This is a genomic window from Novosphingobium kalidii, assembly GCF_040534015.1.
GTDB lineage: Bacteria > Pseudomonadota > Alphaproteobacteria > Sphingomonadales > Sphingomonadaceae > Novosphingobium > Novosphingobium kalidii.
In genome coordinates, this window is sequence record NZ_JBEWLY010000013.1 from 438,058 (window position 1) to 456,241 (window position 18,184).

At 62.0% G+C, this 18,184-nt stretch carries 17 protein-coding genes; 11 read left to right on the top strand and 6 right to left on the bottom strand.

Features of this window, described 5'->3' with window-relative positions:
• The first annotated feature begins 63 nt into the window (after positions 1-63).
• Positions 64-1,326 (top strand): ATP-dependent Clp protease ATP-binding subunit ClpX, encoded by a 1,263-nt coding sequence (gene clpX, locus ABVV53_RS08865; protein WP_353984015.1) that lies wholly within the window; start codon positions 64-66, stop codon positions 1,324-1,326.
• A gap of 141 nt (positions 1,327-1,467) precedes the next feature.
• Positions 1,468-2,322 (top strand): VOC family protein, encoded by an 855-nt coding sequence (locus ABVV53_RS08870; protein ID WP_353984016.1) that lies wholly within the window; start codon positions 1,468-1,470, stop codon positions 2,320-2,322.
• Here ABVV53_RS08870 and ABVV53_RS08875 read toward each other — a convergent pair.
• On the bottom strand, positions 2,319-3,236 hold the full coding sequence (locus ABVV53_RS08875; protein ID WP_419956764.1) for a cation diffusion facilitator family transporter: 918 nt from the start codon (positions 3,234-3,236) through the stop codon (positions 2,319-2,321). The genes ABVV53_RS08870 and ABVV53_RS08875 overlap by 4 nt on opposite strands.
• Positions 3,237-3,644: 408 nt before the next feature.
• Here ABVV53_RS08875 and ABVV53_RS08880 point away from each other — a divergent pair, with 408 nt between their 5' ends.
• Positions 3,645-6,158, top strand: a complete 2,514-nt coding sequence (locus ABVV53_RS08880; protein ID WP_353984017.1) for a TonB-dependent receptor — start codon at positions 3,645-3,647, stop codon at positions 6,156-6,158.
• A gap of 161 nt (positions 6,159-6,319) precedes the next feature.
• Here ABVV53_RS08880 and mtgA read toward each other — a convergent pair whose 3' ends face one another.
• Positions 6,320-6,988, bottom strand: a complete 669-nt coding sequence (gene mtgA / locus ABVV53_RS08885; RefSeq protein WP_353984018.1) for a monofunctional biosynthetic peptidoglycan transglycosylase — start codon at positions 6,986-6,988, stop codon at positions 6,320-6,322.
• An 87-nt stretch (positions 6,989-7,075) separates the two neighbouring features.
• Positions 7,076-7,636: a nuclear transport factor 2 family protein gene (locus tag ABVV53_RS08890; RefSeq protein ID WP_353984019.1), complete on the bottom strand. Its 561-nt coding sequence runs from the start codon at positions 7,634-7,636 to the stop codon at positions 7,076-7,078.
• A gap of 233 nt (positions 7,637-7,869) precedes the next feature.
• On the opposite strand from ABVV53_RS08890, the gene ABVV53_RS08895 reads away from it, so the two are divergent.
• From ABVV53_RS08895 to ABVV53_RS08915, 5 genes are all read left to right on the top strand, one after another.
• Positions 7,870-8,607 (top strand): SRPBCC family protein, encoded by a 738-nt coding sequence (locus ABVV53_RS08895; RefSeq protein ID WP_353984020.1) that lies wholly within the window; start codon positions 7,870-7,872, stop codon positions 8,605-8,607.
• Entirely contained in the window at positions 8,604-9,473 is an 870-nt protein-coding gene (locus tag ABVV53_RS08900) for an FAD binding domain-containing protein (protein WP_353984021.1), read from the top strand. Before ABVV53_RS08895 ends, ABVV53_RS08900 begins: the two co-directional genes overlap by 4 nt.
• On the top strand, positions 9,470-9,946 hold the full coding sequence (locus ABVV53_RS08905) for a (2Fe-2S)-binding protein (RefSeq protein WP_353984022.1): 477 nt from the start codon (positions 9,470-9,472) through the stop codon (positions 9,944-9,946). Before ABVV53_RS08900 ends, ABVV53_RS08905 begins: the two co-directional genes overlap by 4 nt.
• Entirely contained in the window at positions 9,943-12,747 is a 2,805-nt protein-coding gene (locus ABVV53_RS08910) for a xanthine dehydrogenase family protein molybdopterin-binding subunit (RefSeq protein WP_353984023.1), read from the top strand. The genes ABVV53_RS08905 and ABVV53_RS08910 overlap by 4 nt, the downstream gene beginning before the upstream one ends.
• A gap of 202 nt (positions 12,748-12,949) precedes the next feature.
• Positions 12,950-13,510, top strand: a complete 561-nt coding sequence (locus tag ABVV53_RS08915; protein WP_353984024.1) for an opacity protein — start codon at positions 12,950-12,952, stop codon at positions 13,508-13,510.
• Positions 13,511-13,731: 221 nt separating this feature from the next.
• Here ABVV53_RS08915 and ABVV53_RS08920 read toward each other — a convergent pair whose 3' ends face one another.
• The 3 genes from ABVV53_RS08920 to ABVV53_RS08930 form a co-directional block, all read right to left on the bottom strand.
• Positions 13,732-14,088 carry a hypothetical protein gene (locus ABVV53_RS08920; protein ID WP_353984025.1) on the bottom strand — a complete coding sequence of 119 codons (357 nt, stop codon included), beginning with the start codon at positions 14,086-14,088 and terminating at the stop codon, positions 13,732-13,734.
• A 228-nt stretch (positions 14,089-14,316) separates the two neighbouring features.
• A complete protein-coding gene (gene rpoH / locus ABVV53_RS08925) occupies positions 14,317-15,225 on the bottom strand; it encodes an RNA polymerase sigma factor RpoH (protein WP_353984026.1) in 909 nt (302 codons plus the stop codon).
• A gap of 94 nt (positions 15,226-15,319) precedes the next feature.
• Positions 15,320-16,234, bottom strand: coding sequence for an RluA family pseudouridine synthase (locus tag ABVV53_RS08930; RefSeq protein ID WP_353984027.1), 915 nt, complete (start codon positions 16,232-16,234; stop codon positions 15,320-15,322).
• A 48-nt stretch (positions 16,235-16,282) separates the two neighbouring features.
• Between ABVV53_RS08930 and ABVV53_RS08935 the strand changes: the two genes are divergently transcribed.
• The 3 genes from ABVV53_RS08935 (at position 16,283) to ABVV53_RS08945 (ending at position 18,176) form a co-directional block, all read left to right on the top strand.
• On the top strand, positions 16,283-16,678 hold the full coding sequence (locus tag ABVV53_RS08935) for a M67 family metallopeptidase (RefSeq protein WP_353984028.1): 396 nt from the start codon (positions 16,283-16,285) through the stop codon (positions 16,676-16,678).
• A gap of 89 nt (positions 16,679-16,767) precedes the next feature.
• Positions 16,768-17,412, top strand: coding sequence for a histidine phosphotransferase family protein (locus tag ABVV53_RS08940; protein ID WP_353984225.1), 645 nt, complete (start codon positions 16,768-16,770; stop codon positions 17,410-17,412).
• Between the two features lie 59 nt (positions 17,413-17,471).
• Entirely contained in the window at positions 17,472-18,176 is a 705-nt protein-coding gene (locus tag ABVV53_RS08945) for an N-acetylmuramoyl-L-alanine amidase (protein ID WP_353984029.1), read from the top strand.
• The last annotated feature ends 8 nt before the right edge of the window (positions 18,177-18,184 follow it).

Consider the following 18,184-nt stretch of genomic DNA (forward strand, 5'->3'; position numbering starts at 1 on the left):
TCAACAGGTCGACTGCAGAGTAGAGTCGGCGAGTCGCCCCGGGCCGGGGCAGCAAGAACGAGAATGACGAAATTGAGCGGATCTGACGCCAAGAGCACCCTTTACTGCAGCTTCTGCGGCAAATCGCAGCACGAAGTGCGCAAGCTGATCGCCGGGCCGACGGTCTTCATCTGTGACGAATGTGTTGAGCTTTGCAACGACATCATTCGCGAGGAGACCAAGGCTGGGATCGCGGGCAAGAAGGATGGCGGCGTGCCGTCTCCGCGCGAGATCTGCGAAACCCTCAACGACTACGTGATCGGCCAGAGCCGCGCCAAGCGCGTGCTCTCGGTAGCGGTGCACAACCACTATAAGCGGCTGAAGCACTCCGGCAAGTCGGGCGACGTCGAGCTGTCGAAGTCGAACATCCTGCTCGTCGGACCGACCGGTTGCGGCAAGACGCTGCTCGCGCAGACGCTAGCCAAGACCTTCGACGTGCCGTTCACGATGGCTGATGCGACGACCCTCACCGAAGCGGGCTACGTCGGCGAGGACGTCGAGAACATCATCCTCAAGCTGCTCCAGGCGTCGGACTACAACGTCGAGAAGGCGCAGCACGGCATCGTCTACATCGACGAAATCGACAAGATCAGCCGCAAGGCAGAGAACCCGTCGATCACGCGCGACGTCTCGGGCGAGGGCGTGCAGCAGGCCTTGCTCAAGCTCATGGAAGGCACCACCGCTTCCGTGCCTCCGCAAGGCGGCCGCAAGCATCCGCAGCAGGAGTTCCTGCAAGTGGACACAACGAACATCCTGTTCATCTGTGGCGGTGCCTTCGCCGGCTTGGAAAAGATTATCGCCGATCGCCTGCAGAAGCGCTCGATCGGCTTCGGCGCGCACGTCGCCGATCCCGACAAGCGCCGGGTTGGCGAGCTGCTCCAGAAGGCTGAGCCTGAGGATCTGCTGAAGTTCGGCCTGATCCCTGAGTTCGTCGGTCGTCTTCCGGTGATCGCGACGCTTGAGGATCTCGATGTCGTCGCGCTGGTGAAGATCCTGCGTGAGCCGAAGAACGCTTTGATCAAGCAGTACGCCAAGCTGTTCGATCTCGAAGATGTCGAGCTGACCTTCACTGACGACGCACTTGAAGCGATCGCTCAGAAGGCGATCGAGCGGAAGACAGGTGCGCGCGGGCTGCGCTCGATCGTGGAAGGCATGCTGCTGGACACAATGTTCGATCTGCCGACCGAGACGAACATCGCCGAAGTCGTGATCGACAAGGACGTCGTGGAAGGCCGCAAGGAACCTGTCCGCGTCCACAAGGGCGACAAGGCGGAAGCCGCCGCCTGACGCCGAGATTGCTTGGCCCGTCTTCGGCACTGCGCACGAAGACGGGCTAGCAACGCTTCCACGATACAAGTTTAAGTCACCGGCACCTGCTTGCCAGCAGGATGCCGTTTCGCCACCCTGTTGCAAAACAGGGGAGAGCAAATGTCCAACCGCGTCCATGTCTCGCGTATCATTCATACGATCCACGCCACGACTGACATCACCAAGTGTCGCCAGCTCTATCTGGATGCACTTGGCGGTCTGGTGTTCGCGGAGAACTATTTTCCGGCGGAAGATCGTGACGCCGCGCTGCTCTATGTCACCGATCACATGATGGAGCCGATGGCTCCTCGCCATCCAGACGATCTGTCCAAGCCGTTCGCCAGAATGACCGCGAAGATCGGGCAGGCCTTCCACTCTTTTGAGATCAAGGTGGCTAGTGGCAAGGCGGCGAGTGCTGCGTTCCGAGAAGCTGGCTGCACCGTAGCTGGCGACTACGGCGTCTTCTTCTTCGTAAAGCCCGAATCGACGGGCGGCGTGCTGCTCGAAGTATGCGAGCTGCCCATGCCGAACGATCCGTACGAGCGTGGAAACTGGAACCCGGCCGTCGGCGCAGGACACGCATGCTCAGTACGCGGGCTAGATCACATCGCCTGCGTCACACGCGACATGGCAGCTGTGCTGCGCTTCTTCACTGAGATCATCGACGGAGAAGTGCTGGAAGATGGCCGCACCTCGCTTCCTCAACCGGGACGTCGCGTCATGCTACGCGTCGGAGATACTCGGGTAGCGTTCATCCAACCTGACGACATCTCTGATGGCCCGCTCGGCGCCTTTCTCGCGCGCGAGCAGAACGGGATCTATGCGCTGGTCTGGGCGATCGAGGACGAGCCTGCAGCGCGCGCGCATTTCGAAGACAAGCTCGGTCTTCGGCTCACGCAGGCCGGCTGCATTGCGCATGGATTCGCGATTGGACCGGAGGATTTCCTGGGCGCGCGCCACGAGTTCCTGGCTTAGAGCGCCTCGCTCTGTTGCAGCGCGCAAGCGCTGTCGCCCATTTCGATCTGCAGAGTGGGATGACCGATCCCGAACCGGTGCTCCAGTTCATGCGCCACGTGATGCAGGAAGGCGTCGCCGACCCGCGGCTCGGGAATGATGAGATGCGCGGTGAGGGCGGTTTCCGTCGTGCTCATGGGCCAGACGTGCAGATCATGGACGTGACGCACGCCCGGCAATCCCTCAAGGAAGTGGCGCACCTCACGTAAGTCGATGTCATCGGGCACGCCCAACATGCCCATGCGCAATGAATCGCGCATCAAGCCCCAGCCGGACCAGGCGATCACCGCAGTGACGATCAGCGAGGTAACCGGATCGATCCAGGCGTGCCCGGTCAAGGCAATGAAGATGCCCGCGAGCACAACGGCGGCTGAGACCGCCGCGTCTGCCATGAGATGAACGAAGGCGGCGCGAACGTTCAGATCGGACTTCCGGCCGCGTGCGAAGAGGAGAGCGGAAGCCGCATTCACGACGATTCCCATTGCGGCGACCGCTATCATTGCTGTGCTGGCGACGGGCGCAGGCTCTGCCAGACGACGTATCGTTTCCACCGCGATCACGCCGATCGCCACCCACAGCAGCGCTGCGTTGGCGATAGCGGCCAGGATCGACGAACTCTTGAGTCCATACGTGAAGCGTTCGGACGGTGGTCGCACAGCCAGCGCGCTCGCGCCCCACGCGAGCAATAGCGCGAGGACGTCCGAGAGATTGTGTCCAGCATCGGCAATCAGCGCGATCGAACCACTGAGTAGCCCGGCTACCGTCTCTGCCACAACGAATGCGAGGTTGAGACCTACGGCGATGCCGAACGCCATGTTGCCGCCGCCTTTGGGTGGCGGCGCGTGGTGATGGTGGTGGTCGTGGCCAGAGCTCATGGGTGATCTGTCGCAGGCCTCGCGCAGAATTCAAGCACTTCGCCTTCACGTCGTTGTGCACCTGCGAATATGCCATGCGACGGACGAAGGTGTCGTGATATTTTTGCCGCACTGCAGCAAAAAAGAACACTCCCCCGGTGCTTTGTCACATTTGCTCGATTAAAGGCGCGCATTGGCGAGGAACCAATTGGTTACCGGCTAGGGCAGCCTCAGATTGCCTCACCGGCCGCACACGGGCGCATCTTTAGGGCTGTAACAGTAAGGTCACAAAAGAGTGATTAATGCGCCCGCGAAATCGCCGGCAGTTTGGCCGGGTGTTTAAGCGCCCAGCCGTGCGTCGGGCTGATGGCAGTTCGTAAGACTATATGCCCACCAAGGGATCGGGGGCATCACAGGGGACGTGTGATTATGCATCTTAGAGTTCTGCTCGCGAACGCGACGAGCACGCTGGCCATAGGGATCGGCTTTGTTGCTGCGCCGGCCTGCGCGCAGTCGACCGGTTCGGCTGATTTCGAGAACACGATCATCGTGACGGGCAACCGCACTGGCGAGGTTGCCGGCATTCGGATTCCGGACTCGCCGAAGGCCAAGGTCCAGATCGGTCAGGAGATCATCAGCGCGCAGCGCGCAGGTCAGTCCGTTAATGAGATCATCAATCTTGTTCCGGGCGTCAGCTTCACCAATAACGATCCTTGGGGTTCGAGCGGCGGTTCGTTCACTATCCGCGGCTTCAACTCCGATCGTATTTCGCAGACCTTCGACGGTATCCCGCTGAACGACTCGGGCAACTACGCGATTTATACCAACCAGCAGGTCGATGCTGAGTTGATCGAGAGCGTCAACGTCAACCTTGGGTCGACCGATGTGGACAGCCCGACCCCTGCCGCAGTCGGCGGCACCGTAAACATCAACACGATTATTCCGGATGAGAACTTCGGTCTGATCACCAGCCTGACCTATGGTGACATCGTCGCGGAAGGCTCTGGTGGTGAGGACCGCTCGTTCAAGCGGTTCTTCGCAAAGGTCGAGACCGGCAATCTCAACGCGATCGGCACGCGCGCCTGGTTCTCGGGCTCCTATGCGCACAACGGTGCTACTTTCGCGAACTACGGAAAAGTCGAGAAGAAGCAGTTCAACGGTAAAGTCTACCAGCCGATCGGTGAGGACGGGAACTTCATCTCGCTGGCCGGGCACTACAACGAGAACCGCAACAACTTCGGCGGCTCGCCGCTAAGCGCGCAGGCGATCACCCTCGACAAGGACGAGCGTTTCTACGAGGTATCGGACGGCATCCCCTGCACCACTAGCACGGGCAGCATCCCCAACAGCTGTGGTTCGCAGTTCGAGCGTCGCTATAATCCCTCGAACACCGGCAACGTGCGTCTGAACTCACTGTTCTATCTTACGGACAAGCTCACGCTTTCAGTCGACGGAGCCTATCAGTACGTCAAGGCGAACGGTGGCGGTACCTCCATCGGTGTTGAAGGGCTCAGCGACGACGGCCTGACCGGCGTCTTCTTTGAAACATTAGCTCCCGTGAGCAGCCGCGCAGCCTCTTACTACTTCTTTGGTGACGTCGACCTCAACGGTGACGGTGTGACCGGATCGGGCGATGCCGTGCGCGTTCTCACCCCCAGCCAGACCATCACCAATCGCTGGATCGCGATCACCAATCTGGCCTACGAAATTGACGACAACCACAGCGTTCGCCTTTCGTACAGCTTCGATCGCGCGCGTCACCGCCAGACGGGATCCGCCGGATTTTTGCAGCGCAACGGCGAGCCTGTCGATGTCTTCCCGATCAACGATCCGATTTTTGACGAGAACGGCGATCGCCTCGATAAGCGCGATCGTCTGTCCTACGCCACGCTGCACCAGATTTCGGGCGAGTATCGCGGGCAGTTCCTGAACGAACAACTCACGGTTCTGCTTGGCGTTCGCGCACCATTCTTCAAGCGCGAGCTGAACCAGTACTGCGTCACCACTTCGGCGAGCGGTAACGTCTCGTGCCCGTCTGCCACCCTGGTCGGCGACTACCTGGATGCAAATCCCCGCTTCGGTGGTCCGGGCTCGCGCACTGCGAAGTATGACAAGGTGCTCCCGAACGTCGGAGCCGTTTTCAAGCTTACGCCGCAGCTGAGCTTGGCAGGCAGCTACGCCAAGAACATCTCGGCGCCGAGCACCGACGCGCTCTATGGCACCTTCTACTACGCCGAGAACGATCCGCTGGGCCGCCGCGTCGCGGAGACTTCAGACAGCTTCGATCTCAGCTTGCGTTACACCACGCCGATGATCCAGGCGGTGGTGACCGGATGGTACTCGAAGTACAAGAACCGCATTGTAACTGCAGTCGACATCGACGGTAACTCTACCGACACCAACCTGGGGCCGGTTAAGAAGTACGGTATCGATGCCAGCGTAGCGATGCGGCCAATCCGTGAGCTGTCGCTTTACGCATTCGCCTCATACATCGAGGGCGAAATCCAGAACGATGTCTTCAACGGCAGCAGCTGTGCGTCCAACTTGGGCAGCTACTGCTACGTAGATGCTAACGGCGATGCATTCTTGCGGACCAGCGGCAATCGTGAGCGTGAGGCTCCCCAGTGGCTGGTCGGAGGTCGTGCCGAGCTGAACCTGGGCGATTTCTCGGCAGGTACTCAGGCGAAGTACACCGGCGATCGTTACCTGAACGACATCAACTCGGTGCGGTTCAAGGGCTACACCGTCGTCGACCTGAACCTGAGCTACAAGCTTGAGAGCCTTGGCCTCAACAAGAGCGAATTGCAGCTCAACGTCACGAACCTCTTCGACAAGTTCTACGTCGGCTCATTCAGCGGCGCGCTTGCCACGGCCGCGAGCTCGGCTTTCGTGAACTTTGGTGCGCCGCGCGCAGTCAGCGGCACTTTCGTGATGGGCTTCTGATCTCAGAGCTGTTGTGTGAAAACGGGAAGGGGAGGGGTGAAAGCCTCTCCCTTTTTCGTGCCTGCTCCCATCAGTGTGAAAGCGCTGAGAGGAGCCTGCCCCGGACTTAGGAGCGGGGTGGGTCAGGTCCTCTCACTCTGGCGCCGAACGGCGCCCAAGCGTCACTCGTAGATGCAGGCGTCGTAGCCACCGCGCTTCACCACGCCCAGGCGTGCGGCGATGGTGTTGCCGTGGCGGCGGGTGAAACCCTTTGGGTTTTTTACACTGCGCTTCTTGGGGCTGGGCAGGGCAGCGGCCATGCGGGCAGCTTCGGTTGGGGAGAGCCTGGCGGCGGACTTGCCGTAATAACGCTGTGCACCTGCCTCTACACCGTAGGTTCCAATGCCGGTCTCGGCGACGTTGAGGTAGACTTCCATGATCCGTCGCTTGTCCCACAAGGTTTCGATCAGGAACGTGAACCAGACTTCCAGCCCCTTACGCAAATAGCGGGTCCAGCCTTCACCCTGCCAAAGGAACACGTTCTTGGCGGTCTGCTGACTGATCGTGGAGCCACCCCGCAGACCTCCGCCGCTCGCGTTGCGCTCCATTGCTTGCTCGATCGCTTCTGTGTCGAAGCCGTTGTGGCTGCAGAACTTCCCGTCTTCCCCTGCGATGACGGCGGCAACCATGTCACGGTCTATCCTGCTCAGGGGTGTCCAGTCCTTGGTGATGCCATTGGCGTCGACCAGCATCGTCACGGTCACCGGCGGCGGCACGAAGCGGAAAAGCAGCGTCAGCCCAAGGCTGATCGCAAGAAACCAGAAGACGATCTTGGCTATGATCCGCAGCATGCGTCCGGTGGAGCCCCTCGCTCGGTGCGCCCGGCATGGATCGCACTTGTCGTTCCTAGCGGCACCGGACCCTGGCCAGCAAGGCCCCTACCACCGCACGCCCTCGTTCGTGTCCCTTGCTACGAACGGACGTTCGTAGGAGGGATCTTTCCTCGACCAGAGCCCCTTGAGAAATCCTTTGATGGCGTCCGAGTTAACCCACTCGGCATCACCGTCACAAGTCATCTCGATTGTGCAGCGGCGCGTCAGGATGCGCCACTCATCCCCCCTTCGCTCCATGCGGTCCAGATAGCGGCCGAACGCGATAGACGTGCGCTTGCCATGCTTCCAGGCGAGGCCGCCGATCACGTAAGACTCGCAATGCGCGATATCGCCGTCGAGTTCGCAAAGGTGATTGGTGATATTGTGGCTCGTTTGCAGGAAGCCGCGGCGATGCCCGAAATTGGCTCGTTCGGGATAATCGGGTGCGGCGGTGATGATGGCGCCGTGTTCGTCCACGCCGTCCTCCCACCAGCAGGAGGCGATCATCTCCACGTCCTGCCGGTCGCGGGCGCGGCTCTCACGCTGGATGCAATCGAGTATATCTTGCCGGTCCTTCAGGTGTCGAACGGTGGCGCGCAGTTTCTCGAGTTCCTCGTCCACGATCATCTCCTTCAGAGCACCAGCACTGCGCCTTTTTTCACCAGATCTCCGAGCTCTCGTATTCAACAAGGCGTATCGAACGAGCGGGTGCGGGGTCAAGCAGCGCGAATATTGCTTCGCATTGTCTTCAAAATGAGCCACACTGGATCGTACTCTTTCTGCTCATTGCGTTCCAGTGCAGGAGAGGCGCTCGTGGATTGAGCGCGGCGCTCAAGCGTTGTGGCCAGGGGAGAATATAGATGCGCATGACGGGCGAGCAGACGATCGCTGCCGAGCGAAGCGAGGTCTGGAACGCGCTCAATGATCCCGCTGTGCTCGCGCAGTGCATTCCTGGCTGCCAGAGCCTTGAGCGCGAGGGCGAAAATCGCTTTGTCGCCGTGGCGGAGATCAAGATCGGCCCGATCGGTGCCCGCTTCAAAGGTCATGTCGAACTCACGGAGCTGAACCCGCCGAGCGGTTATAGGATCAGCGGGTCGGGCAATGCCGGGATCGCGGGTACCGCAAAGGGCGGCGCGAAGGTCCGGCTCTCCGATGCACCAGGCGGTGGTACTCTCGTGACGTATGACGTCGATGCCGAAGTCGGCGGACGTATGGCGCAGCTTGGCGGCCCGATCATCGATGCGACCGCCAAGAACCTGACGGGCAAGTTCTTCGCACGATTCAATGCCGTGGTAAGCGCATCGGGTGATCAGGCCGGGCCGGTACCGGTGGCCGAGCCCACCGGCGATGCTGCGACTGCGTCCGTCATGGCGGCACCTGCCGTCTCTGCTCCTGCTGGTCCGACCCAGACTTCGCCCATTGCCAGCGCTCCGGCACCGCTGTGGAGCTGGGTTGTCGCTTTGGTGTTGGCGGTGCTCACTGGCTTCATGCTGGGCCGCAACTACTATCATGGCGTGGTCGCCCTGATGGTGGCGATCCTGGTGATCCTCTCCGCGGCAGCAGGGTATGAGGCCGGTCGGCGAGGCGGTCGCACATGAAGCCGGCGCCATTCGATTACGTTGCACCGACGACGGTGGCGGAAGCCTGCCAGATCCTGAGCGAAGCGGGGGGCGGCGCAACTGTGATCGCAGGTGGGCAGACGCTCATGCCCTTGCTCAACTTGCGGATGAGCCAGCCTTTCATCCTCGTCGATGTTAATCGTATCGAGGGTTTCGCAGGAGTTACCCGCGTTTCGAATGGTACCCGCATCGGTCCCACCACCCGGCAAGCTGACGCTCTGAACGACAAGGTGCTCGCACGCGAATTGCCGGCGCTTGTGCAGGCACTGTCGCACGTCGGGCATCACCAGACGCGCAACCGCGGCACCATCGGCGGCTCGATCGCATTGGGCGAACCGGCTGCGGAAATGCCGGCCACAGCCGTTGCTTTGGGTGCCACGATCGAGATCGCGTCGGTGCGGGGCACTCGGCGGGTTGCAGCGCGCGATTTCTACATCGGCCCGTACATGACCGTGCTTGAGCCTGACGAGCTTGTCACCGGCATCGTCTATCCGGATTGGCTGGAAGGGCATCATGTCCTGTTTCGCGAAGTCGCACGGCGGCCTGGCGACTTTGCGCTGGTCGGGATGGTAGGCGCGGCAGTGGTCGAGAGCGGAACGATCGCTCGGGCCGGGCTCGCCTGGTTCGGCATGGGCCCAACTCCCATAGGCATGAACAGGTTGGAGGGCGCGCTGGTGGGTGAGGCGCTTGATCGCCTTGATCTGGATGCCCTCGCCGCCGTTGGCCTGGCAGATGCGGCCCCGTTCGATGATCACCACGCCAGTGCCGAATACCGGCGGACGGTCGGCCGCCGCATTTTCGTCAAGACGATGCGCGAAGCCTTTGCCTTGAGGGAACCCGCATGAGCGAACACGCCATCCAGTTGACCATCAATGGACGTCGCCACACCGGCCGGGTCGAGGCCCGAACCTCGCTGGGCGACTTCCTGCGCGCCGACGCCGGCTACACCGGTGTCCATATCGGCTGCGAACACGGCGTTTGCGGCGCCTGCACCGTCGTGGTCGACGGCCGTGCTGTACGTTCATGCCTGATGCTCGCGGTCCAGGCCGACGGCGCCGAGGTGACGACCGTGGAGGGTCTCGCCGATCCTGAGGGCACGTTGCACCCGGTGCAGCAGGCCATGCGTGATGCGCACGGGCTGCAGTGCGGCTTCTGCACGCCTGGCGTCGTCATGACGTTCGCCGCGCTCACCGCCGAGGGCGCGAAGCCGACCGAGGAGCAGCTGATCGCGGCAATGTCAGGCCATATCTGTCGCTGCACGGGCTATCAGGGCATCCGCAAGGCTGCCCGGATCCTGACCTCGGGGGACACCGCATGAGTGAGGCGGACGCACCGGCTCGTCGCGAAGGCGCGCCCGGTATCGGTGCGGCCCGCTGGATCGGCAAGCGCGTTCCTCGCAAGGAGGATGCGCGGCTCCTCACCGGGCGCGGGCAGTACACCGATGACGTAATGCTTCCAGGAACGCTCCACGTCGCCTTCGCGCGCAGCCAGATCGCGCGGGGGAACATCGTGTCGATCGATACTGGCGCGGCGCTGGATGTGCCAGGCGTCCACTCCATCATGCTGGCCAAGGACCTCGCGCGGCAGCCCATCACCATGATGAGCTTCTTCTTCACGCCGTCCGAGGTGCCCATCACGCCACTGGCCGATACTTACGTGCAGTACGTTGGCGACCCGCTTGCGCTCGTCATCGCCGAGACCCGCGCGATCGCGGAGGACGCTGCTGCGCTCATCGCAGTGGAGTACGAGGAACTCGAGCCTGTGGTCACGGTCGCCCAGGCGATGGGCGGACCTCCGATCCATCCGGGCACCGACAGCAACGTCTCAGCGGAGATCGGTGACGAAGAGCCCGAGGGGGAACTTTTGGACGCCCTAAACGCGGCAGCGCATCGCGTGCGGCAAACGGTCGTGCATCAGCGCATCTCGCAGGCACCCATGGAGAACCGTGCGATCCTCGCCACGCGCGAGGGGCCCGAGGAACTGACGCTCTACATCACGTGTCAGAGCCCGCACAACATTGCCCGCTGGGTAAGCCTTGCGCTGGGCCTTCCGGAAGCGGCGATCCGGGTGATCGCCAAGGACGTCGGCGGCTCCTTCGGCCTGAAGAACACCCCTTGGAAAGAGGAGTGCGCGGTCATCTGCGCCGCGATGCTGTTCGGCCGACCGCTGAAATGGACCGAGGATCGCTACGAGGCGCTTACCGCTTCTGCGCAAGCTCGCGAGGCGGAGATGAGGCTTGAGGTGGGCTTCGACGCCGACGGGCGCATGCAGGCCAGCCATGGCATCTATGACTGCAATAACGGCGCCTATCCTCAAGGTGCCGACAACAACATCGCTGTGCACATGTTCATGTGGCCCGCGTACAAGATGCCGACCTATGGGTTTGTCAGCCGCGGCTGGTACACGAACACCAATGGCCTGGCTGCCTATCGCGGGCCTTGGGCGATGGAATCGCTGATCCGCGAGACGCTGCTCGACAAGGCGGCGCGCAAGATCGGTATCGACCCTGTGGAGATCCGGCGGGGCAATCTCGTCTATCTGTCGGACCAGCCGACCACCTCGTGCATGGGAATCCCCGTCGACGACATCACGCCCGGTGAGTGCCTGGAGAAGCTGGTCGCTAACTTCGACATCCCTGCCTTCCGCCGCGAGCAGGCTAATGCGCGCAGGGAAGGCCGCTACCTCGGACTGGGCATTGCGACTTATATAGAGCCTACAGGATCGGCCGGTTCTATGGCCCCGATGACCGGCGAACTCGCCCAGGTGCGGATCGAACCCACCGGCAAAGTCACGGCGGCGATGTCAACGCACTCGCAGGGGCACGGCACCGCAACCACAATGGCGCAGTGCATCGCCGACCGTCTTGGCGTGCGCTATGAAGACGTGACCGTCTATGAGGGCGACAACACTAGGGGCGGCTTTGGCCCTGGGGCGGCTGGCAGCCGGCAAGGCGTGATCGGTGGTGGTGCGGCGATCCGCGCGTCCGAGATGCTGGCGGACAAGGTCAAGACGCTTGCAGCGCACCTCTACAATGCTTCGCCTGAGAGCGTGAGCATCGAGGAGGGGATCGTCCACATCGCCGGCGCGCCGGAGATGTCGCGGCCGATCGGCGAACTCGCGAATATCGCTTACGGGGAGCCGCATCGCCTGCCTCCCGGGTTCGAGGCAGGGCTGGAAGTTCAGTTCCGCTATCAGCCCCCGCCTATGACGATGACCAGCGCGGCTCATGCTTGCGTGGTCGAAGTGGACGCCGATACGGGCTTCGTGAAAATCCTGCGCTGGATCGCATCGGAAGACTGCGGCACGGTGATCAACCCGGCGGTCGTCGAAGGCCAGGTGGCTGGCGGGCTAGCGCAGGCGATCGGCATGGTCCTGCTTGAGGACATGCCATACGACGCGCGTGGCAATCCGATGGCGGCGACGTTCAAGGACTACCTGCTGCCAGCGATCACCGACGTTCCGATCTTCGAGTATATCCATGCCAACACCCCATCAAAGACCATCGGGGGGATGCGCGGGGTGGGTGAGGGCGGAGCGATCATCGGCCCGCCGACGCTGGTCAATGCCATCGCCGACGCGCTGAGCCCCTTCGGCGAGATCGAGGAACTGGTTCTGCCGCTTACCCCTGCGCGTATTCTCGACGTGATCGAGCAGCGGGACGTGTCCGGCACCGCCAGGTTGCGTGCCGGAGTTCGGGAGATGGAGGAGGCGGCCGCAACAGCCATTCCGCAAGCGGGTCCGGCAAACGCCATGGCCCCGCCCGCCGCCTCTCTTGTTCTTCCGGGCGGGACGAAAACGGCAGCAGCTACAGCAGCGGCTATCGACGGTGACTGGAACTTGGTGCTGAAGATGCCGATGGGGCCACAAGCCATGGTTGCCCATTTCCAAACCGACGGAGGCGTGCTGTCCGGGTACCTCTCGGCTTCCGAAGGACGGCAGGAGTTTGCCGGCGGCAGTTGGGGCGAAGGCTGCGCGAGGTTCGAGGTAAAGGTGGAGCAGCCCATGAAGATCACGCTCAAGTACGACCTTCAGGTGGATGAGGATGCAATCAGTGGCAGGTGCAAGATGGGTATGTTCGGCTCGGCCAAGGTCACCGGTGAGCGGGCTGGGCGCCGCTAATCTTCTGCGCGACGGACTGCAGAAAGTGCTCCGTCGCTGGCGCATCTATGACTGATTGCTGACCTCGGGGTGGGGACTCCGAGGAGTGACGCAAATATACAACACCCGGATTTAAAGGTTTCTGGGGCGAAACTCTTTGGGTGGCTATCGGGTTAGACCAGGCTCAAGGGTTCGCCCACGACGATAGACCTCGGAGATACCAATGAAGAAGTTTCTGCTCGCCGCGACCATCGCGCTTTCCATTCCCGCCGCTGCGGTGGCTCAGGACGGCGGCATGGCCACAGCACCTGATGGCACTCCGGCATTCGGCATCGAGCCCTATGTCGGCGTTCTCGGCGGCTACCATGAGTTTGACCGTGACAGCGAATTCGGTTCGCCCCGCGGCGGCACCATGAATGGCGGCCTCGTCAGTGGCGTCGCCGGCGTCAACGTTCCGCTTGGCCCCGTGTTCGCCGGCGTCGAAGGCAACGCGACCAAGGGCTTCGGCGACATCGATTGGGAATACGGTGTGCGTGGCCGTTTTGGCGCACGCGCAGGTGACAGTGGCATGATCTTCGCTTCGGCCGGCTACCAGTGGGTGAACGGCAAGCGCGCCTATAGCGACCAGAAGGACTGGATCTACGGCCTCGGCGTGGAAGTCGGACCCAAGGACATCGGTTTGGGTGGCATCACCACCAACAGCGGTATTCGCCTGCGTGTTCAGATGGAGACGTATGACTTCGACAGCATCCGCCCGATGGCTGGTGTGATCGCACACTTCTGATCTGGGATGGGCCGGCGGTCAGCCGGCCCCGCTCATGATTGAGAGAGATCGACCCCCGCGCTCGCTTTTTTGACGAGAGCGGGGGTCGAGCCTTACACGTTGGCTAGCCTGTTGAGCATCCGCCGACGAGCAAGAGCAAGACAGAAGGCGTCGAAGATCGCGCCTCCCCCTTGGCGAATTTCCTCAGGCCGAGCAAAATGGAAGTGCTCTAAGCTACGAGCCTACAGCTTTCCCAGCGCACGCTTCGCGTCAAAGATCGCGTCCGCGGCCTTGCCCTGCACCCGGTCCACATCCTTATCGAACTGCGCCACGATGCCGGGCGCCGTCAGACCGTTCATGCCTTCGCGTACCAGCTTCTGATACTCCTGCCGGCTGTCCGCTTTGGCAAACATGCGCGCCTGATGCTCGCGGATGGCCGCTTCCAGCTTGATGCGCTGGGCCGGTCCTATGTCCTTCTTTGCCTCCCTGAGGCTGCTTTCGTAGGCTTCCTGGCTGCTGCCGTCGATGACCGTCGGCCCACCGTCTCCTCCGCAGCCCGCGAGGAGCGTGCAAGCGAACAGAATGGAGGGTAAGCGCATGGTGGCATCCAGTAAAAGCATTCAGCGTTGGCGATGAACAGTCAGTGCAATCGGCTGCGTTCTTCAAGATAACCGTGGTGGCGGCGCTGCGTTCCCGTGCGAAATGCCAGGACAGGGCTTGACAAGAGGCCGGACATCCTCAGTCAGCCGATCATGCGGGCCTTGAGAGCGTAACCAAAAAGGGCCGCCCTTTCGGACGGCCCTCTTGAGCGTGTAAGTGAAGCCCGTTCAGCCTGCCGCCGGCATCAGTCGCTTGTCGGTGGCGATACGAGTCACCGCCTTCTGCAACTTCTCGAAGGCGCGCACCTCGATCTGACGCACGCGTTCGCGGCTGACATGATAGACCTGGCTCAACTCTTCAAGCGTCTTCGGATCGTCGGTCAGACGACGCTCTGTCAGGATGTCACGCTCGCGCTCGTTGAGAGTGTCCATGGCCTCAACCAAAAGGTCGTGACGCACAGTCTTCTCCTCGGCGCTGGCGACGATCTCATCCTGCAGCGGATTGTCATCTTGCAGGATGTCCATCCACTGGCCTTCGCCTTCCTCGCGCAGGGAGACGTTGAGCGAAGCGTCGCCGCCCATCATCATCCGGCGATTCATGTTGACCACTTCCTGCTCGGAGACGCCGAGCGTAGTTGCGATCGACTTGACGTCGTCGGGATGCAGGTCGCTGTCCTCGTAGGCGTCGAGGTTCTTCTTCATGCGGCGCAAGTTGAAGAAAAGCTTCTTCTGCGCGGCCGTCGTGCCCATCTTAACCAGGCTCCACGAGCGCAGAATATACTCCTGGATAGAGGCTTTGATCCACCACATCGCGTACGTGGCCAGGCGGAAGCCCCTTTCGGGCTCGAACTTCTTGACGCCCTGCATCAAGCCGATGTTTCCTTCGGAGATCAGCTCCGAAACCGGCAGGCCATAGCCGCGGTAACCCATGGCGATCTTCGCCACGAGCCGAAGGTGGCTCGTCACGAGTTGCGCGGCGGCTTCCCGATCCTCATGTTCCTTGTAGCGCTGCGCGAGCATGTATTCCTGCTCCGGCGCCAACACCGGGAACTTCTTGATCTCGGAAAGGTAGCGGTTGAGGCTCTGCTCGCCCCCAAGTGCGGGAACGGCTGGCAGATTGCGTTCCTTAGTGCTCACGTGATCCGTCCTTTCTGTGTCGGCCCACGGTCAAAGGCCCTTGAAGGCACCTTAGCTTGAGGCCACATGTTCAGTATAGCACACATATCCGATTTCAGTGTTTCAATTCCCTGATCAGTGTCGCCATATCTTCCGGCATGGCACTGACGAAGTGAACCGTTTCTCCTTTAACGGGGTGGACGAAGCCGAGTTCCGCAGCGTGTAACGCTTGGCGGTGGAAGTCGACCCGGTCGAGGAGGGGCCGCAGCGCGGATGGTGTGCGTCCATATGCTGGGTCCCCTAATAGCGAATGGCCGATTGACGACATGTGAACGCGGACCTGATGCGTGCGCCCGGTTTCAAGCCGACATTCTACCAAAGCGGCACTTTTCAGCGATTCCAATACTTTGTAGTGGGTTACGGCGCGCTTGCCGCGCCCATCGGCGACGATAGCCATCTTCTTTCGATTCGCAGACGATCGCGCGATCGCTCCTTCGATGCGTCCCGCTGCCGGACGAGGAATCCCCGATACGACGGCGCGGTAGGATCTCACGATGGAATGCGCGGCAAACTGCTGCGCCAGCCCCTCGTGCGCCCGGTCGCTCTTGGCAACCACCAGCAAGCCGGAGGTGTCTTTATCGATACGATGAACGATGCCGGGGCGCGCGACGCCGCCGATACCGGAGAGCTGCCCACGGCAATGGTGAAGCAGCGCGTTCACCAAAGTCCCGTCCAAGTTGCCTGCGGCGGGATGGACCACGAGCCCCGGGGGTTTGTCTACGATAATGAGGTCGTCATCCTCGTAGACGATGTTCAGCGGGATCTCTTGCGCTTCCGCTTCAGCTGGCGCAGCTTGCGGAACCAGAATGGTGAAAGCAGACGCCGGGGAGACCTTGAGTGAAGGCTGCGAAGCAACCGTGCCGAACACTGTTACCAGCCCCTTTGCAATCAGCGCCTTCACCCGCTCGCGCGAGAGGCCGCTTGCATCGGCCACCGCTTTATCGAGCCGTGCCGCTTCCGGGCCGGTCATGCCGGCAATTCTATGTTCCTGCCCCCCATTCACCGCTAGGATTTGGTTATGACCATAGAAGTGACAAGTGGCGCGATGGCCACACTGCGAGAGGAAGCCGCAAGAGCATCGCCCGATGAGTGCTGCGGCCTGCTTCTGGGAGCAGGGCAAAGGATAGAACAGGCCGTTGCGGCCCGGAATGTCTCACCGCAACCGCGGACGCGCTTCGAGGTCGATCCCGTGGCGCTGCTGGCTGCACACAAGGAGGCGCGAAACGGCGGGCCGGAGGTGCTTGGGTACTTTCACTCTCATCCGGCGGGCCACCCCGTGCCCTCAGCCACCGACTGCGAACATTCCACTGGCGATTCGCGCATCTGGGCGATCGTTGCAGGAGACGAGGTTGCTTTCTGGCGCGATAGCGGGAAAGGTTTCACTCCGCTTTCCCATCGAGTTGTTGAACGCTAGGAGCGCGGGGGCAGGGAAGGGGCGGAGAGCGAAAGCCGTTTGCTCCGAGACCTTGGCGTGGCGCCAACGAAGAACGGATGCACAAGACCATGACGACCAGCTCGCTCGACCTTGCTAGCCTGCTCTGCTCGCGGCTCTGCCACGACATGCTGAGCCCGGTGGGTGCGCTGAGCAACGGCCTCGAACTGCTCGCCGACGAGAAGGACCCGGAGATGCGCCAGCGCTGCTTCGAGTTGCTGGAGCAGAGCGCGCGCATTTCGGCCGACAAGCTCAAGTTCTTTCGTCTGGCTTTCGGTGCGGCCGGCGGTTTCGGCGAACTCGTTCCGGTCAACGAGGCGCGGGTCCTCGTCGATGCGCTCATTGCCAACAATCCGCGGATCTCCGTGGAGTGGGCGCTCGGCAGCGACGCTATGCCCAAGCCGGCAATCAAGACCCTTCTGAACTTTGCCCTCATCGGCATAGAGGCGTTGCCTCGTGGCGGCACGCTGTCGCTGGCAGCCGAGCTGCGTGATGGCGCAAGCGAGATCGTTGTGCGCTCGGAAGGCCCCCGCATTGCTTTCGATCGTGAAATCGGCCGTGCTCTGGAAGGTGCCATGTCTCCGACCGAGCTATCCAGCCGCACCGCTCCGGCAGCTATGCTGGCGCAGCTGGCAGAGACCGTCGGTGGGCACCTCCAGTTCGTGCTGAGCGACGAGGCGCTGGTGCTCGGGGCGATGCTGCCGCAGGCTGCGTAAGGACGAGGTCTCAGGGACGGCGGCTTCGCCGCCGACGGCGGACAAGGAGGCGCAGGGCAATGAACCGCTGGCTGGTAAATCGGGTGGTGTCGTCTCCGAATTGCAACGAGCGAGCACTGCCGATCTCGATGGTGGTTCTGCACTACACTGGTATGCGCAGCAGCGACGAGGCGCTGGCTCGGCTTTGTGACCCGTCCGCACAAGTCTCGGCGCACTACCTGATCGACGAGGATGGAGCGGTCACCAACCTGGTGCCTGAGGACAAGCGTGCCTGGCACGCCGGCAAGTCTTACTGGCGCGGCATCACCGACGTAAACTCGGCGAGCATCGGGATCGAGTTGGCCAATCCGGGGCACGAGTTCGGGTATCGTCCCTTTCCCGAGCCACAAATGGATGCCCTTCTGCCGCTGCTGGCGGACATGATGGACCGGCATGACATCCCTCGCGCCAACGTGGTCGGACACTCAGATGTGGCGCCGGCACGCAAGCAGGATCCGGGGGAATACTTCGACTGGGCGCGGCTTGGCCAGCTGGGGCTCGCATTGGAGATCCCGAAAGCCAAGATGAACCTGTTCTATGACAACCCCGGCGCCTTTTACCTGGCGCTTGAGCGGTTTGGCTACGATATCACGGATGGACGCGCGGCAGTCAGCGCCTTCCAACGGCGGTGGCGGCCAGAATACATCGACGGCGAAATCGATGGGGAAATCGGCGGCATTCTGTTCGAGCTCCTGTTGGAGCGGGACATCGGCCATGCTAGGTAGCCCGCGCG

Excerpts from the sequence above, each read along its gene's own strand:
- ABVV53_RS08920 (WP_353984025.1), bottom strand. The coding sequence starts at position 14,088 with ATGCGCTTACCCTCCATTCTGTTCGCTTGCACGCTCCTCGCGGGCTGC.
- ABVV53_RS08890 (WP_353984019.1), bottom strand. The coding sequence starts at position 7,636 with ATGATCGTGGACGAGGAACTCGAGAAACTGCGCGCCACCGTTCGACAC.
- ABVV53_RS08915 (WP_353984024.1), top strand. The coding sequence starts at position 12,950 with ATGAAGAAGTTTCTGCTCGCCGCGACCATCGCGCTTTCCATTCCCGCC.
- ABVV53_RS08870 (WP_353984016.1), top strand. The coding sequence starts at position 1,468 with ATGTCCAACCGCGTCCATGTCTCGCGTATCATTCATACGATCCACGCC.
- ABVV53_RS08910 (WP_353984023.1), top strand. The coding sequence starts at position 9,943 with ATGAGTGAGGCGGACGCACCGGCTCGTCGCGAAGGCGCGCCCGGTATC.
- mtgA (WP_353984018.1), bottom strand. The coding sequence starts at position 6,988 with ATGCTGCGGATCATAGCCAAGATCGTCTTCTGGTTTCTTGCGATCAGC.
- ABVV53_RS08930 (WP_353984027.1), bottom strand. The coding sequence starts at position 16,234 with ATGACCGGCCCGGAAGCGGCACGGCTCGATAAAGCGGTGGCCGATGCA.
- ABVV53_RS08940 (WP_353984225.1), top strand. The coding sequence starts at position 16,768 with ATGACGACCAGCTCGCTCGACCTTGCTAGCCTGCTCTGCTCGCGGCTC.
- ABVV53_RS08905 (WP_353984022.1), top strand. The coding sequence starts at position 9,470 with ATGAGCGAACACGCCATCCAGTTGACCATCAATGGACGTCGCCACACC.
- ABVV53_RS08895 (WP_353984020.1), top strand. The coding sequence starts at position 7,870 with ATGCGCATGACGGGCGAGCAGACGATCGCTGCCGAGCGAAGCGAGGTC.
- ABVV53_RS08945 (WP_353984029.1), top strand. The coding sequence starts at position 17,472 with ATGAACCGCTGGCTGGTAAATCGGGTGGTGTCGTCTCCGAATTGCAAC.
- clpX (WP_353984015.1), top strand. The coding sequence starts at position 64 with ATGACGAAATTGAGCGGATCTGACGCCAAGAGCACCCTTTACTGCAGC.
- ABVV53_RS08900 (WP_353984021.1), top strand. The coding sequence starts at position 8,604 with ATGAAGCCGGCGCCATTCGATTACGTTGCACCGACGACGGTGGCGGAA.
- ABVV53_RS08880 (WP_353984017.1), top strand. The coding sequence starts at position 3,645 with ATGCATCTTAGAGTTCTGCTCGCGAACGCGACGAGCACGCTGGCCATA.
- ABVV53_RS08875 (WP_419956764.1), bottom strand. The coding sequence starts at position 3,236 with ATGAGCTCTGGCCACGACCACCACCATCACCACGCGCCGCCACCCAAA.
- ABVV53_RS08935 (WP_353984028.1), top strand. The coding sequence starts at position 16,283 with ATGACCATAGAAGTGACAAGTGGCGCGATGGCCACACTGCGAGAGGAA.